Source organism: Marinobacter sp. (assembly GCF_041687235.1).
Classification (GTDB): domain Bacteria; phylum Pseudomonadota; class Gammaproteobacteria; order Pseudomonadales; family Oleiphilaceae; genus Marinobacter.
Genome location: NZ_JAWLCH010000007.1, coordinates 229,474 through 243,971 on the forward strand (window position 1 = coordinate 229,474; position 14,498 = coordinate 243,971).

15 protein-coding genes are annotated in these 14,498 nt (G+C 58.0%); 10 read left to right on the forward strand and 5 right to left on the reverse strand.

Annotated features, from left to right (window positions below):
- The first annotated feature begins 120 nt into the window (after window positions 1–120).
- The 3 genes from ACESMK_RS12265 to ACESMK_RS12275 are packed head-to-tail and all read left to right on the forward strand — an operon-like array spanning window position 121 to window position 2,886.
- Window positions 121–1,770 (forward strand): serine/threonine-protein kinase, encoded by a 1,650-nt coding sequence (locus ACESMK_RS12265; RefSeq protein ID WP_372998896.1) that lies wholly within the window; start codon window positions 121–123, stop codon window positions 1,768–1,770.
- On the forward strand, window positions 1,770–2,525 hold the full coding sequence (locus tag ACESMK_RS12270; protein WP_372998899.1) for a protein phosphatase 2C domain-containing protein: 756 nt from the start codon (window positions 1,770–1,772) through the stop codon (window positions 2,523–2,525). The genes ACESMK_RS12265 and ACESMK_RS12270 overlap by 1 nt, the downstream gene beginning before the upstream one ends.
- Window positions 2,526–2,535: 10 nt before the next feature.
- Window positions 2,536–2,886 (forward strand): FHA domain-containing protein, encoded by a 351-nt coding sequence (locus tag ACESMK_RS12275; RefSeq protein ID WP_372998901.1) that lies wholly within the window; start codon window positions 2,536–2,538, stop codon window positions 2,884–2,886.
- A 20-nt stretch (window positions 2,887–2,906) separates the two neighbouring features.
- Here ACESMK_RS12275 and ACESMK_RS12280 read toward each other — a convergent pair whose 3' ends face one another.
- Both ACESMK_RS12280 and ACESMK_RS12285 read right to left on the reverse strand, forming a co-directional pair.
- A complete protein-coding gene (locus tag ACESMK_RS12280; RefSeq protein ID WP_372998905.1) occupies window positions 2,907–3,653 on the reverse strand; it encodes a glutamine amidotransferase in 747 nt (248 codons plus the stop codon).
- 37 nt (window positions 3,654–3,690) lie between these two features.
- On the reverse strand, window positions 3,691–4,416 hold the full coding sequence (locus tag ACESMK_RS12285; protein WP_372998908.1) for a YebC/PmpR family DNA-binding transcriptional regulator: 726 nt from the start codon (window positions 4,414–4,416) through the stop codon (window positions 3,691–3,693).
- A gap of 204 nt (window positions 4,417–4,620) precedes the next feature.
- Here ACESMK_RS12285 and ACESMK_RS12290 point away from each other — a divergent pair, with 204 nt between their 5' ends.
- Window positions 4,621–5,247: a tetratricopeptide repeat protein gene (locus tag ACESMK_RS12290; protein WP_372998911.1), complete on the forward strand. Its 627-nt coding sequence runs from the start codon at window positions 4,621–4,623 to the stop codon at window positions 5,245–5,247.
- On the opposite strand, the gene ACESMK_RS12295 is transcribed toward ACESMK_RS12290, so the two are convergent.
- Complete coding sequence (locus tag ACESMK_RS12295) at window positions 5,244–6,044, reverse strand: MBL fold metallo-hydrolase (RefSeq protein ID WP_372998914.1); 801 nt, start codon at window positions 6,042–6,044, stop codon at window positions 5,244–5,246. The two genes, ACESMK_RS12290 and ACESMK_RS12295, sit on opposite strands and share 4 nt — an antisense overlap.
- Window positions 6,045–6,337: 293 nt before the next feature.
- Between ACESMK_RS12295 and ACESMK_RS12300 the strand changes: the two genes are divergently transcribed.
- Window positions 6,338–6,796, forward strand: coding sequence for a hypothetical protein (locus tag ACESMK_RS12300; protein ID WP_372998917.1), 459 nt, complete (start codon window positions 6,338–6,340; stop codon window positions 6,794–6,796).
- A gap of 63 nt (window positions 6,797–6,859) precedes the next feature.
- Here the strand turns inward: ACESMK_RS12300 and ACESMK_RS12305 are convergent, their stop codons facing one another.
- Window positions 6,860–7,288 carry an SRPBCC family protein gene (locus tag ACESMK_RS12305; RefSeq protein ID WP_372998920.1) on the reverse strand — a complete coding sequence of 143 codons (429 nt, stop codon included), beginning with the start codon at window positions 7,286–7,288 and terminating at the stop codon, window positions 6,860–6,862.
- 103 nt (window positions 7,289–7,391) lie between these two features.
- Window positions 7,392–8,267 carry an AraC family transcriptional regulator gene (locus ACESMK_RS12310; RefSeq protein ID WP_372998923.1) on the reverse strand — a complete coding sequence of 292 codons (876 nt, stop codon included), beginning with the start codon at window positions 8,265–8,267 and terminating at the stop codon, window positions 7,392–7,394.
- Between the two features lie 162 nt (window positions 8,268–8,429).
- Between ACESMK_RS12310 and ACESMK_RS12315 the strand changes: the two genes are divergently transcribed.
- The 5 genes from ACESMK_RS12315 to mmsB all read left to right on the forward strand — a co-directional run bounded on the left by ACESMK_RS12315 (window position 8,430) and on the right by mmsB (window position 14,197).
- The gene (locus ACESMK_RS12315) at window positions 8,430–9,923 is read left to right on the forward strand and encodes a CoA-acylating methylmalonate-semialdehyde dehydrogenase (protein WP_372998926.1); all 1,494 of its coding nucleotides are present in this window, start codon (window positions 8,430–8,432) and stop codon (window positions 9,921–9,923) included.
- Between the two features lie 93 nt (window positions 9,924–10,016).
- Complete coding sequence (locus ACESMK_RS12320; protein ID WP_372998929.1) at window positions 10,017–11,183, forward strand: acyl-CoA dehydrogenase family protein; 1,167 nt, start codon at window positions 10,017–10,019, stop codon at window positions 11,181–11,183.
- A gap of 10 nt (window positions 11,184–11,193) precedes the next feature.
- Window positions 11,194–11,973, forward strand: a complete 780-nt coding sequence (locus ACESMK_RS12325) for an enoyl-CoA hydratase (protein ID WP_372998932.1) — start codon at window positions 11,194–11,196, stop codon at window positions 11,971–11,973.
- 35 nt (window positions 11,974–12,008) lie between these two features.
- Entirely contained in the window at window positions 12,009–13,079 is a 1,071-nt protein-coding gene (locus ACESMK_RS12330; RefSeq protein ID WP_372998935.1) for an enoyl-CoA hydratase/isomerase family protein, read from the forward strand.
- Between the two features lie 230 nt (window positions 13,080–13,309).
- Window positions 13,310–14,197 (forward strand): 3-hydroxyisobutyrate dehydrogenase, encoded by an 888-nt coding sequence (gene mmsB, locus ACESMK_RS12335; protein WP_372998938.1) that lies wholly within the window; start codon window positions 13,310–13,312, stop codon window positions 14,195–14,197.
- The last annotated feature ends 301 nt before the right edge of the window (window positions 14,198–14,498 follow it).

A 14,498-nucleotide genomic window follows, 5' to 3' on the forward strand; every position in this document is an offset into this window, starting at 1 on the left:
ACTATACGTGACCTTCCTCGCAGGTGAACAAACACTTACAAAAAACACTCGGTCCATGGTATCGCCAGGAAGCGACCCTTTCTAAACTAGGCAGATCAACCATTTATAACAAAGTTGCCTGTGGACGCCATACTCTCTTTCATACCGCGCCTGTTCAGTTTGCGGGCCGTTGTTCTCCTGTTGGCCGTGGTGTTTGCCCTGGCGGGAAACCAGCTGGGGCCTGTTGGATGGGCCGACAGGGCGCTGTTCAGTATCCTTGGGGTGCCGGAGGCCGCCACTCCGACCACGATTATTCCCCGGGAGGCGTTTGGGCCGGCCATGGCAGACCGGGGTCTTTCAGAGCCGTTCTGGTCCGATATGGCAGTCACCGCAGGGCTGGCAATCACAGCACTTTATCTGGTGCTGGCCGTACCGGTGATGGGCGCAGCGGTTTCCCTGCCTGTTACTCTGTTACTTGGTGGTTCCCTCGTGGTGATCCAGGCAGCGTTGATGTTCTACCGCAACGCCTGGGTGCCGCTTGGCGTGGTACTTACCCTGCTGGTGGTCGGTTATCTGGTGATGCTGTTCTGGTTGCAGCCACGGAAACATATTCGGGCGTTGACAGATAATCTCCGGGACGCCCGCCTGAGGCTGGCCAGGTTGTTTCTGCAGCAGGGGCATACAGACGATGCTCTCGAAGCCCTCGATCGTTGTCCCAGGTGTGAGGGGGAGCTCGAGCTGCGTTATGACATCGCTATCCAGCAGGAACGCAAGCGCCAGTACGACAAAGCGGTCAGCACCTACCGCAGTATCCAGGAGCGCAAGAAAGGTTTTCGGGATACCGTCGCCAGGCTCGCTGCACTGGAAAAACTCGCACCTGACAACTCGTTGATGCAGGCTGGCAGTTTCGACAATACCCGTACCCTGTTGATGCCTGAACCGTCGGTCAGCCGGCCAACTCTGGGACGCTATGAAATCGAGCGGGAAATTGGCCGGGGCGCCATGGGCGTGGTCTATCTGGGTAAGGATCCGAAGATTGCCCGAACGGTTGCCATCAAGACCCTGAGCTACCAGGCATTCGATGATGGCCAGCTGCAGGATCTCAAGGAGCGATTCTTCCGGGAAGCGGAAGCCGCCGGGCGCCTGAGCCATCCGGCTATCGTCACCGTGTATGACGTAGGTGAGGAGGCTGATCTGGCTTACATTGCCATGGATTATGCCAGGGGGCGCCCGCTCAGTGAATTCGGCAGAACCGGCCGGTTACTGCCTCTGCCCAGAGTGCTGGATATTGTGGCGCGGGTGGCGGATGCGCTGGCCTACGCCCACAGCCAGAAAATCGTCCATCGCGACATCAAACCCGGGAATATCATCTTCAATCCCGACAACGGCGACATAAAGATCACCGATTTCGGCATTGCCAAAATCTCCGACGACTCGCGAACGCGCACCGGCGCGGTGATGGGCAGCCCGTTGTATATGTCGCCGGAACAGTTGAAAGGCCAGAAGGTAACCGGAGCTTCCGATATATACAGTCTGGGCGTGACTCTCTACAAACTGGTGAGCGGCGAAACCCCTTATCAGGGCGATACCCTGGCCAACCTGACCTATCAGATTCTCAACAAGCGCCCGCGCAGCGTCCGGGAATTCAACGCGGATCTGCCAAACGGTGTGGTCCGTCTGATCAACAAAGCCATCCAACGCGAGCCGGACAAGCGCTTTGCCAGCGCAGCAACCATGGCCGAGGCCGTGCGTCGTCTGGCCGTTCGCGAAGCTGGCCAGGAGGTGTCCTGATGCGATATCACGTTGCCGGCCAGAGTCATCGGGGCGCCGTTCGGGAGTCGAACCAGGACGTTGTCGACTGGCGGATCAATGATTCGGGTGATCAGGTGTTACTGGTGGTAGCCGACGGCATGGGCGGGCATCAGGGGGGGGAGGTCGCCAGCCGTCTCGCGGTTGACGCCGTTATCGAATCCCTGGAGCCGGAGATTGCCAGTGCCACGGCCGAAACGACGAATGATGCCATCCAGGCGCACCTGGAGCGGGCTTTCGCGCTGGCCAATGAGCGAATAGTGAGCCGCCGTTCCGGGGATCCGAGACTTGAAAAGATGGGCACCACACTGGTCGTAGCCTGGGTGCGTGGCAACCAGGTGCACATTGCCCATATCGGAGATTCCCGGTGTTATAGCCTGCGCGGTAGTCAGGCGGTGTGTCTCACACGGGACGACACGGTTGTCCAGAACATGCTGGAAGACGGCAGCATTACCAGGGCTGATGTACCCAATGTGCCGTTCCGGAATGTTCTGACCAGGGCAGTGGGCGCGGAGGATCAGGCAGATCCCAGCTATCGGCATGAAGCTCTGGGTGAGGGGGATGTGCTGCTGCTGTGCTCCGATGGGTTAACGGATTCTGTTCCGGAATCCCGATGGCTTGAAATCCTTAGGGAAAGTGACGGCATGGAGCGCGGGGTTCAGGCACTGATTGATGCCGGTCTGGCAAACGAGGCCGGTGACAATGTGTCTGTGGTATTACTGACGTTGGAGTATTGAGGAAACTGACATGGCTTCGCTTTCGCAACTGGTGGATAACGTTGTGGTTACCACCTTTGAACTTGCCCGGCCGGAAACCCGGATTGGCCGGCGTCCGGACAACGACATCCAGATCGATGAGATTTCCGTGAGCGGCCAGCACGCGCTGATAGAAGCCGTGCCCAACGCCTACCTTGAAGGCACGGTGGATTACTACATCACCGACAGCAACAGCACCAATGGCACCTTTGTGAACGAACTGCGGGTTGCTGAACGGCAGCGCCTGAACAGCAACGACATGGTGCGCATTGGCTGGAATGAGTTCCGCTTCATCGATGAGGAAGAGCAGGCACTGGAAAAAACCGCCTACATCCTCGACTGACCGTTACGGATGGTATCGTTTTACCGGATCCGATCCTGAACCAATCGGCTGAAACGGGGAAGTAGTGAGGACGCATCCGGCGCTGGCCTCACGCCGGCGATCAGGGCCTCCGCATCAAGCCCCTCCCGGGTCAGATCCGGCGCCTGTACCTGCAGATAGGCACTCATGATGGCGTCTGTGAATTCCGGATGGAACTGCACGCCCCAGGCGCAAGGGCCAATTCTGAAGGCCTGATGGGGCTCGAACTGGTTGCGCCCCAGTAGCACCGCACCCTCGGGCAGGCGCAGCACCGATTGCCGGTGCGTCAGCTGGGCCGGAAATGTTTCCGGCAGTTCCCTGAACAGGGCATCGGAAGCGGCTTCGGGCAGCAGTTCAACCTCGTGTGTACCGGTTTCCCGGCCGCCCGGGTGGTAACCCGCTTCCCCGCCCAGTGCATGGGCCAGTAACTGGTGCCCGTAGCAGACGCCCAGTACCGGGATTTCGCTGCTGACCGCTTTTGCCAGCCAACGCCCCGCGTTCTCGCTCCATTCGGCCCGGTCGCTGACCATGGCAGGAGAGCCTGTCACCACGATGCCGTCCCAGTCCTCCGGATTGCCCGGCAGTTCTCCGGCTTCGGCATTGGCAACGGTGATCTCCAGATCGTCTGACAGTCCACGCAGGAACCACTGATCAAAATCGCCAAACCTTGCCCGAATGTCCGGGTAGGTGGTACCTGTTTTCAGGACCACTACACGCGCTTTGCGGATTGTCGGAGCGTTCTGCTGCATGGTGCTATCTTCCTGCAAGGCCGGAGGCCCGAGTTGTTTACTGGTCTGGCAGCTCGGCGTTGTGGAACACGTTCTGCACATCATCCAGTTCATTCAGCATGTCCAGGAATTTTTCGAACATGGGGATGTCATCCCCTTCCACCGGCGTGGTGGTCTTGGGCAGGAACTGGATCTCATCCACTTCAAAATCGATGTCTTCAATCGCGTCCACCAGGGCCTGGCGGGCCTTGGCGTACTCGGTGTTTGGTGTGAACACGGTAATCAGGCCATCTTCGTTCTCGATATCGGTGACATCGACATCCGCTTCCATCAGCGCTTCCAGAACGGCTTCTTCATCTTCGCCCTTGAACGCAAAAATAGCGCTATGGTCGAACATGTGAGACACAGCACCGGGCGTGCCGATCTTGCACTTGGTCTTGGTGAATGCCAGGCGCACGTCGCCGAAGGTGCGGTTCGGGTTATCGGTCAGGCAGTCCACGATCACCATGCAGTTGCCTGGCCCGTAGCCTTCATAGCGGGCCGCAGCATAGTCCTCGCCTGCGCCACCCTTGGCCTTGTCGATGGCCTTCTCGATAACGTGAGAGGGCACCTGGTCTTTCTTGGCCCGCTCGATCAGCCCGCGCAGGGACAGGTTGGCCTGGGGGTCGGGGCCGCCGGACTTGGCGCTCATGTAAATTTCGCGCCCGTACTTGCTGTAGACCTTGGTTTTCGCTGCGGCCGTCTTGGCCATGGATTCTTTGCGGTTCTGGTAGGCTCTGCCCATTTGCGCTGCCTCTTGGTTCTCTGGAAAGGGCCGGATTTTACTCAACATTGGCGGTTTGGGACAGGCTTATTTGGCCACGGTTCCGGGAGGGTTTCCGGGATCTGCTGATACCAAGGTGCCAGACAGACGGCACTTTCGATGGACAGACCCGTCAGAAAGCTGCTGCTAGCGTGAAGGTCAAGCAGTCAGGCCCCGGAGGGCGCAATGAACAGACAACGATCAAGAGTAAAGGCAGTCCGGTGGCTCGCGCTGTGCCTGATGCTGTTGTGTTCAATCGCTCGCGGATCAGACAACGCATCGGGCGATGACGACCAGGATAAAGTGGCCCGGGATATGATCCGGGTTCTCAATGCCTACGTGGTCTACAAGATGGGGCAGTATGAGTCCGCGTTCGAACAGTATCTTGAGCTCGCGGAAGAGGGCAGCCGTCAGGGAATGCTGAACGTCGCCAATATGTATGCCCAGGGTCAGGGCGTCGAAAAGAACCGCGAGAAAGCCTTCCAGTGGTATCTTCGGGCGGCCGAGAGCGGTGATTCAATCAGCATGGTCGAGGTGGCGATGGCCTACGAGCAGGGCCTGGGTACGGACTTGAACCTGAGCGAGGCGATGAACTGGTATCGGCGGGCCGTGGAAGCGGATAACAGCGATGCCCGCTGGCGGCTGGGAAAGCGCCTGTACGACCGGGGTAGCAGGGATGAGGGACTCTGTATGATCAGCACGGCGGCGGCGGATGGCCAGCCTTCGGCGCAGCAGTTCATGTCGGCACTGAACAGGAACACCGGGCCGGAGAACGAGTCACGCCGGCCACGGTGTCTTTCTTCCGACAGTTAGACGTAATCCACCGGGCGCCGGTAGTTGTCCTGAGTCATCAGGTCGATTCCGCAATCGATATCACTGACCCAGTTCAGGAAACGGTCAACCATCACTGGCCCTTCAAAGCGCTTGCCATGCTGGGGAACAATCATCGCCACATCCATGTCGCGAACCATGTTTGCCCACAGCTTGCACACCTTCTTCGATGCGATATATCGACGATGGAAGCCGATCATATCGGGTATGTGCTTTTCGAAATCCTGCACCGGCAGGTGGTCATCGTCACCTCCCATTGAGGCACCAAGATCCCCTGAGAACAGGATTTTCGAGACCGGGTCGTAAAACTGCAGGTTGCCCACCGAGTGCATGAAGTGCGCCGGCAGGCACTGCAGATAGGAGTCGCCAAACTTCACATTGGCACCGGCATCCGGAATGCTGACAATCCGATCGTAAACGCTGCCGCTGAGCTGATTGGTCACGTAGCTGGAAACAAGGTGTGGAAGGAACCGGGCCCAGAGTTTCGAGGTTACGATTTTGGCGCGGGTATGCACAATCCAGCGATCGATGGCGCCGATGATGTCCGGGTCCTGGTGGGAGGCAAACACATAATCCATGTCGCGGATGTTCATGTAGCGCGATGCGGCGACAGAAAGCGGCGTGTAGGTTAGGTCACCGCCCGGATCAATCAGTGCTTCGTGTTTGCCATCGACAATCAGGAACTGGTTGGACTGGACGCCCTCGCCGGTTACCAGTGAATCGAACATCAGGCATTTGTGGTGTCCGTTATCGAACAGGACAATCGGCTCGGCTGCCATTTCGGTCTCCCGCTGAATACAGTGTTGTCCGGCCGGAATGGCCGGATATTGCAAGCTGAGCGGAGATTACAAAATTGACAAAAGCCAACTCTTGCCTCAGGTCAATTCTCTGATATTCCTCAAGTAACGTTTTGTTCGTCAGGGCTGTCTAAAAATTAATCAAGGAGTCCGACTATATCGGTCTCGATGGGTATATTCTGTAGGTCCGGCACAGTAGTTTAAGGGAAGAGAGCCGGGCAATCTCAAGCAGTTCCTTGGGCCAGGGATTCATTGGCTGACAGGAGGCTACTGTAATGAAACACTTCAAGGTTTTATCCATATCCGTCGCACTGGCTTGTGCCGTGCCACTTACCGCAGCGTTTGCCGCCGACGAGCAGAAGATGCACGACAACATGGGCAAAGGCATGCAAAACGAAATGCGTACTCAATCCAAGGACCAGGACGGAAAACCTGTGTTCGGCTATCCGATGATGACGCCAGAAGAGCGTGACCAGTTCCATGAGGAAATGCGGTCACTGGACTCGGCCGAAGAACGGCAGGCCCTTCGTGAACAGCATCGGGAGGAAATGATTGAGCGTGCTCGCGCCAGAGGTATGAGCGTGGAAGATATCGAGAACCTGCCGGCCACCGCCGCTGGAGAGGAGAAAGGGTCTGCGGGCGGGATGGACGCCGATGACAAGGGCGACATGATGAACGAAGGAGCCCCTGTGCCGGGTGCGCAACAGGACCAGGACATGAAAAAAGAGCAGTAATATTTGGAGGCTCGCCGCTGGCCCACATTCTGGGCCCGGCGGCCAGACTTCTATTTTAAAATGTCAGGCAAGCTGTGGCACCTTCCTGATCCCCCTCCGAATGCCCTGTTCCAGCGCTGCACTTACGGCCTTTCCGGTAAATGGCACGATATCCTCGAACGATATTGTGTAATTGATCCGGGTTTTACCGCCCGGTGCGTCAGCGAATCGGATACAACCCAGGTGATTTCTGATCGGGCTCATGCTCGTGATGGTGTACTCGATCAGAGAGTCAGGCTCGAAACCGGTTACGGTTTCCTCCAGGCCTATCGGCCCAATGCCGATTTTGCGGACGGAACCGATGCCGTTCGGATCGGCCTGGTCGCTGTCCTTGATGCGTTTCACTGGCGCGCCCAGCAGTTTGCCGAAACGGTGATGATCAGCAAATAACGCAAATACCCTGTTCCTCGGGACATCGAAAGTCTCTTCAATTTCAATTCTGTACATGGCCATGGGTTCACTCTTGTTAACCATTTATGGTCCAAGACTAACCCTTTGCCTTTTACAACAAAAGTCGTAGAAGGCGGCAGGTCCCGGTTTGGCCCGGTACGCCCTGTCAGTGACGGGCTGTATGCCGATAATTGCTAGGTGATTGGCCCATTACCTTTTTGAAAAGCCGGGAAAAATAGTAGGCGTCGTCGTAGCCCAGCCGTCGGCTGATGTCGGCAAAGCTGAGGCTGCTGGTGTCCAGCATCTGGCAGGCCCGCTCCACCTTCAGGTGAAGGAAATGCTGGATCGGGGAGGTGCCGGTCTGTTCCCGATAGCGAGTGGCGAAATGGGCGGGAGAGAGGCCGGCAAGATCAGCGAGTTGCTCCAGGCTGATACGCTCATCCAGATGCTCCCGCATATAGTTGTGGATGGTCTCCAGTTCAGCCTGCCGCTCGTGGCCTGTCTCGTCGGCGTTGATCGGAACCGCGGCCAGCAGTTGCCGCAGCCGGTTGGCTGCGTGGATCAGGCCGCGGGCCCGGAAGCCGGTCTGTCGCACCGACAGCAGACCGTTAAAGTCAACCAGAAGCCGGGGTTGCCGGCCCAGGTGGCGAATGCGGGTTGGGCCGACAAACCCCATGTAGTTGCGAAAATCGTCCGCCAATGGACCGGTGTAGTGGACCCAGTGGATGGTCCAGGGATTGTCCGGGTCAGCGGTATAGCGGTGGTTGGCCCCAGCCGGGAGAAGCAGCAGGTCTCCGGCCTCCACCGTATAGGGCTCGCCGCCCACGTTAAGGAACGCCCGGCCTTCCGTGCAGTAGATCAAAAGATTGTCGTGATGGTGCTCCCGGTGCATATGGTGGCCCACGGCCCGGCGGTAATGGCCGAACGCCAGGGGGTAAAGGTCCCGGGTAAGTGGATGGCTTGCGAGTAGTCGAATGATCGGTTCAGGCACTACATAGCGAATGCTGTCTTTGGGCACCGGCCACTGTGAGGTTTGGGTCATTTCTGGTCTTGTCTGTTTGAGTTCTATCGAAAGATAGTCCATCACGGGCGAAATTTAGTCAATCACCCCTTGGTCGATCCCGTGCTAGCCTTTGGTTAAACGTGGCCGCAACCCTTTCGGTTCTGGCCGGCTTCCCGCACAACAACAAACAGGGACATCAACATGAAAAATGTACCGCTGTATCTCGCAGGTGAGTTTGTCGATAGCCAAACCAGCGAATGGATCGACGTCACCAACCCCGCCACCAACGAAGTGATTGCCAGGGCGCCGTGCACCACCGACGCGGAAATGCGCAAGGCCATCGAAAGCGCTGGCGAAATGTTCAAGACCTGGAAAGAAGTGCCTGTTTCAGAGCGCGCCCGGGTCATGCTCCGTTATCAGGCGCTGCTGAAAGAGCATCACGATGAGATCGCCGAAATCCTGGCCCAGGAAACCGGCAAGACCTTCGACGACGCCAAAGGTGATGTCTGGCGTGGTATTGAAGTGGTCGAGCACGCTGCCAACGTCGCTTCCATGATGATGGGCGAGACCGTTGAAAACGTGGCCCGTGAAGTGGACACCCATTCCTGGATCCAGCCGCTGGGCGTGTGCGCCGGTATCACCCCGTTCAACTTCCCGGCCATGATTCCGCTGTGGATGTTCCCGATGGCCATTGCCTGCGGTAACACCTTTATCCTGAAGCCGTCCGAGCAGGATCCGCTGACGCCCATGCGCCTTGCAGAGCTGTTCGAGGAAGCCGGTGCACCAAAAGGCGTCCTGCAGGTGGTCCACGGTGGCAAGGAACAGGTGGATGTACTGCTCACTGATCCCGCCATCAAGGCCGTTTCTTTTGTAGGTTCTGTGCCGGTCGGTCGTTACATCTACGAAACCGGTACTCGCAACATGAAGCGTGTACAGAGTTTCGCTGGCGCCAAGAACCATATGGTTATTTTGCCGGATGCTGACAAACAACAGGTGATTAATGCCCTGGTCGGTGCCTCCGTAGGTGCTGCCGGTCAGCGCTGCATGGCAATTTCTGTCGCTGTGTTCGTGGGCGAAGCCCAGCAGTGGATTCCGGAACTGAAAGAAGCCATGGCGAAAGTGCGCCCCGGCGCGTGGAACGATTCCGGTGCCAGCTATGGCCCGATCATCTCCGCCAAGGCGAAAGACCGTATTGAATCCCTGATTGCGACTGGCGAAGCCCAGGGCGCCAAGCTGCTGCTGGATGGCCGAGGCTGCACGGTAGACGGATTGCCGGATGGCAACTGGGTTGGCCCGACACTGTTCTCAGGTGTAACCACCGAGATGGACATCTACAACGAAGAAATCTTTGGTCCGGTGCTGTCCTGCGTGGAAACCGACACCCTGGGTGATGCCATTGAACTGGTGAACAAGAGCCCGTACGGCAACGGTGTCTCGATCTTTACCAGCTCCGGCGGTGCCGCGCGTCGCTTCCAGCACGAAATCGATGTAGGCCAGGTTGGCGTGAACATTCCCATTCCTGTGCCCCTGCCGTTCTTCTCGTTCACCGGCTGGAAGGGTTCCTTTTACGGTGATCAGCATGCCTACGGCAAGCAGGCGGTTCGCTTCTACACCGAAACCAAAACGGTTACCTCCCGCTGGTTCTCCAGTGAAGCGACCAGTACAGAAGCAAACTTCTCTATCCAGTTGCGTTAATTGCGTTGAAGGTGGGGTATTTGGGCCGGAACCCGTTTCCGGCCCCTTGTTTTCCCCTTTCAGTGCCAAGCCCCTAATATCTGGAGCGTAACGATGGATTTTAACCTCACAGAAGACCAGCAGGCGTTTCGCGAAGCAGCCCGGGCGTTTGCGGAAAAGTCCATGGCGCCGTTCGCGGCAAAATGGGACGACGAACATATCTTTCCGAAGGACGTGCTCAAAGAGGCCGGCGAGATGGGGTTCATGGGCATGTACACCCCCGAAGCCCTTGGTGGCATGGGCCTTTCCCGGCTGGACACCTCGGTTATCGTGGAAGAACTTGCTGCCGCGTGTCCTTCAACCGCTGCGTTCATCACCATCCACAACATGGCCACCTGGATGGTCGCCAGCTTTGCATCGGACGATCTCAAGCAGGAAATCGTACCGAAGCTGGCTAGCGGCGAGTGGCTCGCCTCCTACTGCCTGACCGAGCCGGGTGCCGGCTCAGATGCCGCCAGCCTTCGTACCAAGGCGGTGCGCGATGGCGACAGCTATGTGATTAACGGCAGCAAAGTGTTTATTTCCGGCGCCGGTGCGACCGACATTCTGGTGCTGATGGCACGGACCGGAGCCCCGGATTCCGGTTACAAAGGCATTTCCACCTTCGTGATTCCCGCCGATGCTGATGGCATTTCCTACGGCAAGAACGAAGAAAAAATGGGATGGCACAGCCAGCCGACCCGGATGATCAGCCTCGAGAATGTCCGCATTCCGGCCAGTAACCGTGTCGGTGACGAGGGCGACGGGTTTGCCATTGCCATGAAAGGGCTTGATGGTGGTCGGCTCAATATCGCCACCTGTTCCCTGGGCGGCGCCCAGGCGGCTTTGCTGCGTGCCCGTAATTACATGCATGAGCGTGAACAGTTCGGCAAACCGCTGGCGGCGTTCCAGGCCCTGCAGTTCAAACTGGCTGATATGGCTACTAATCTTGTCGCAGCACGGCAGATGGTTCGTCTGGGCGCCTTCAAGCTCGACAACGCAGATCCGGAAGCGACACTGCACTGTGCCATGGCCAAGCGCTTCGCCACCGACGCGTGTTTCGAGGTGGTCAACGAAGCGCTGCAGCTTCACGGCGGTTACGGCTACATTCGCGAATACCCGCTTGAGCGTTACCTGCGTGACCTGCGCGTGCACCAGATTCTGGAAGGCACCAACGAAATCATGCGTTTGATTGTTGCCCGTCGCCTGCTCGATGACGGCGTGGCTGAAGCGATTCAATAAGGAGATCCCCATGAGCGATCTTATCCAGCTCGAAAAACGCGGACACATCGCGGTATTGACCATCAACAATCCGCCGGCCAACACCTGGACCAAAGATTCACTGATCGCCCTGACGAATATCGTCAAGGAGCTGAACGAAGACAGGAATATTTTTGCCCTGGTGATGACCGGGCAGGGTGAGAAGTTTTATTCCGCCGGTGCCGACCTGAAAACCTTCGCCGATGGCGACAAGGCCCGGGCGAATGAGATGGCTCAACTGTTTGGCGAGGCCTTCTCTACGCTGGGTCGTTTCCGGGGTGTCTCCATTGCCGCCGTTAACGGCTATGCCATGGGCGGTGGGCTGGAATGCGCCCTGGCCTGTGATATTCGCATCGCCGAAGAGCATGCCCAGATGGCACTTCCCGAGGCGGGCGTTGGCCTGCTGCCCTGCGCCGGTGGCACCCAGAACCTGCCCTGGCTGGTGGGTGAGGGCTGGGCCAAGCGGATGATTCTTTGCGGAGAGCGCGTGAAAGCCGATACGGCATTGCGAATCGGCCTGGTTGAAGAAGTGGTCCCAAGCGGACAGAGTCTTGATAAAGCGCTCGAACTGGCGGAAATGGCATGCAAGCAGAGCCCGTCGTCCACCGCTCGTTGCAAGACCCTGGTGATGAGCGCTCGCGATGGCCGCAGCCATGATGACGGCTGGCGCATGGAGCGGGAGTTGTTCGTTGAACTGTTCTCCACCGAAGACCAGAAAGAAGGCGTGAATGCGTTTCTTGACAAGCGCAAGCCGGAATGGAAAAACCGCTGAAACCGGCTCGAAACAAGCTGGCTCAAGGACCTGTTATGAGTGATCAACCCATTATCTTTGAAGAGTGGAAAACCGCCGATGGCGCGCTGATCGCCGTGGCTCGGCTGAACACGCCCAAAACGCTGAACTCGTTGTCGCTGGAGATGATCCGGTTGCTGACACCTCAGCTGAAACGCTGGGCGGAAGATCCTGCAATCCAGGCTGTCTGGCTGGAATCCGAGGGGGACAAGGCTTTCTGTGCCGGTGGCGATATCGTAGCCCTGTATCGCAGCATGACCGAGCCTCAGGGCGCCAGCGAAGGAGAAGCCTTTTTCACCGAGGAATATGAGCTGGATTACCTGATTCATGTCTTCCCGAAGCCCATCGTATGCTGGGGCCATGGCATTGTGATGGGGGGTGGCATGGGTATCATGCAGGGTGCGTCCCACCGGGTGGTGACTGAAGCCTCGAAACTGGCCATGCCGGAAATCACCATCGGCCTCTATCCCGATGTCGCGGCTGGCTGGTTCCTGAACCGCACCCCTGGCCGTACTGGCTTGTTTCTGGGTCTGACCGGCGCCCGACTTAACGGCCCGGACGCCTTGTTTGCCGGCCTGGCAGATCGGTTTATCCGGCACGACCTGAAAGCCGATGTGGTTGGGGAACTGTGCAAGCGCAACTGGCAGGGTGAGGATGCCCATGCTGTGGTCGGTAGTGTGCTTCGCCAGTTTGAGCGGGAGAGCGCCGACGCCATGCCGGAATCGCCGGTTCGGACTCATTTCGACGAGATCAACCGGGTTACTGACGCCGACTCCCTGGAAGCAACGGTTGGCCAGTTGAAAGAGCTGTCCGGTGGCGACGGATGGGTGGCGAAAGCGACCCGGTCCCTGGCGGGTGCGTCACCCACATCCCTGGCTCTGGTCTGGCGTCATCTCCATGGCTGCAAACACGACAGTCTGAAAGAAGTGCTCGACAAGGAACTGGTGCTCTCCACCAAGTGCCTGACTAAAGGGGAGTTCGCAGAGGGCATCCGCGCGCTCCTGATCGACAAGGATCAGCAGCCTCGGTGGCGTTATGCGTCCCTTGCCGAAATGGACACTGCCTGGATTGACGATTTCTTTAAATGATAGCTGGCCTGGTTGTCGGATTACGCGTCGCTAATCCGACCTACCCGAAGCGCAACCAAATCGTAGGTCGGATTAGCGACGCGTAATCCGACCTACCCGGAGCGTAACCAAATCGTATGTCGGATTAGCGACGCGTAATCCGACATACCCGGGGCGTAACCAAATCGTAGGTCGGATTAGCGAAGCGTAATCCGACAAACACCCAAAGTATAAGAACAAGGAGAATGAACATGGCAAAAATTACCTTCATCGGCCTCGGTAACATGGGCGGCCCAATGGCCAGTAACCTGGTGAAAGCGGGCCACGAGGTCACCGTATTCGACCTGTCCGAAGACGCTGTAGCTGCGCTGGTGTCCGAAGGCGCAAAAACCGCAGACACGGCCCACGAAGCCGCCAGTGGCGCTGAGTGCGTCATCACCATGCTGCCTGCCGGGCAACACGTGGAAGCGGTCTATCTGGGTGATGATGGCCTGCTGGCGAAACTGCCGGCCGGTACCCTGGTTATCGACTCTTCCACCATCGCGCCTGAAACAGCACGGGGTGTGGCCGAAGTGGCACGAGCCAAGGACATCCCGTTCCTCGATGCGCCAGTATCCGGTGGCGTGGGCGGTGCCAAGGCCGGTACGCTGACGTTCATTTGCGGCGGTGCGGAAGAAGCCTTCAGCAAAGCCAAGTCGATTCTCGAAGCCATGGGTAAGAACATCTTTCACGCCGGTGATCATGGCTCAGGCCAGGTGGCCAAGATCTGCAACAATATGCTGCTGGCTATCCTTATGTCTGGCACCAGCGAAGCCCTGGCGTTGGGCGTGAAGAATGGCCTTGATCCGGCGGTGCTCTCGGAGATCATGAAGCAGAGCTCCGGTGGCAATTGGGCCTTGAACGTCTACAACCCCTGGCCGGGCGTGATGGAAGGCGTGCCTGCTTCCAGAAATTACGAGGGCGGTTTCCTGGTCAATCTGATGACCAAGGATCTGGGGCTGGCGTTCGACAATGCCGTCAAAAACCAGGCCTCCATCCCCATGGGCTCTCTGGCCCGCAACCTGTTCCAGCTCCATGCCGGACAGGGTAATGGTGGCCTGGATTTCTCCAGCATCCAGCGGCTCTACAAGCCCGAGTAATGTGAAATCAGGGGTGAGCGACGGGGTCAGATGAAACTTTCATCTGACCCCGTTCTCATCTGACGTCATGCTCACGCCCTGGCTCTGGATTTTCTGAGTCAGTGCTGGTACTTTTCCTGCCAGTTGTTGTTCGGTAGCTCAACCAGGGATACGGTTGATTCAAGGTTGCCGGGAACAGGACATAACCATACCTTCAAGGATTGAAGATATGCCCCAGGCAAGCGGATTGCAGTTCACCGCCCGTGTTGGCGAGCTCCCCCCCGATCTATTTTCAGTGGTTGGCTTCACACTGACCGAGCGC

What these genes read in the sequence shown, in the direction of transcription:
- ACESMK_RS12270 (WP_372998899.1), top strand. Translation starts at nt 1,770, where the DNA reads ATGCGATATCACGTTGCCGGCCAGAGTCATCGGGGCGCCGTTCGGGAG.
- ACESMK_RS12275 (WP_372998901.1), top strand. Translation starts at nt 2,536, where the DNA reads ATGGCTTCGCTTTCGCAACTGGTGGATAACGTTGTGGTTACCACCTTT.
- ACESMK_RS12280 (WP_372998905.1), bottom strand. Translation starts at nt 3,653, where the DNA reads ATGCAGCAGAACGCTCCGACAATCCGCAAAGCGCGTGTAGTGGTCCTG.
- ACESMK_RS12285 (WP_372998908.1), bottom strand. Translation starts at nt 4,416, where the DNA reads ATGGGCAGAGCCTACCAGAACCGCAAAGAATCCATGGCCAAGACGGCC.
- ACESMK_RS12290 (WP_372998911.1), top strand. Translation starts at nt 4,621, where the DNA reads ATGAACAGACAACGATCAAGAGTAAAGGCAGTCCGGTGGCTCGCGCTG.
- ACESMK_RS12295 (WP_372998914.1), bottom strand. Translation starts at nt 6,044, where the DNA reads ATGGCAGCCGAGCCGATTGTCCTGTTCGATAACGGACACCACAAATGC.
- ACESMK_RS12300 (WP_372998917.1), top strand. Translation starts at nt 6,338, where the DNA reads ATGAAACACTTCAAGGTTTTATCCATATCCGTCGCACTGGCTTGTGCC.
- ACESMK_RS12305 (WP_372998920.1), bottom strand. Translation starts at nt 7,288, where the DNA reads ATGGCCATGTACAGAATTGAAATTGAAGAGACTTTCGATGTCCCGAGG.
- ACESMK_RS12310 (WP_372998923.1), bottom strand. Translation starts at nt 8,267, where the DNA reads ATGACCCAAACCTCACAGTGGCCGGTGCCCAAAGACAGCATTCGCTAT.
- ACESMK_RS12315 (WP_372998926.1), top strand. Translation starts at nt 8,430, where the DNA reads ATGAAAAATGTACCGCTGTATCTCGCAGGTGAGTTTGTCGATAGCCAA.
- ACESMK_RS12320 (WP_372998929.1), top strand. Translation starts at nt 10,017, where the DNA reads ATGGATTTTAACCTCACAGAAGACCAGCAGGCGTTTCGCGAAGCAGCC.
- ACESMK_RS12325 (WP_372998932.1), top strand. Translation starts at nt 11,194, where the DNA reads ATGAGCGATCTTATCCAGCTCGAAAAACGCGGACACATCGCGGTATTG.
- ACESMK_RS12330 (WP_372998935.1), top strand. Translation starts at nt 12,009, where the DNA reads ATGAGTGATCAACCCATTATCTTTGAAGAGTGGAAAACCGCCGATGGC.
- mmsB (WP_372998938.1), top strand. Translation starts at nt 13,310, where the DNA reads ATGGCAAAAATTACCTTCATCGGCCTCGGTAACATGGGCGGCCCAATG.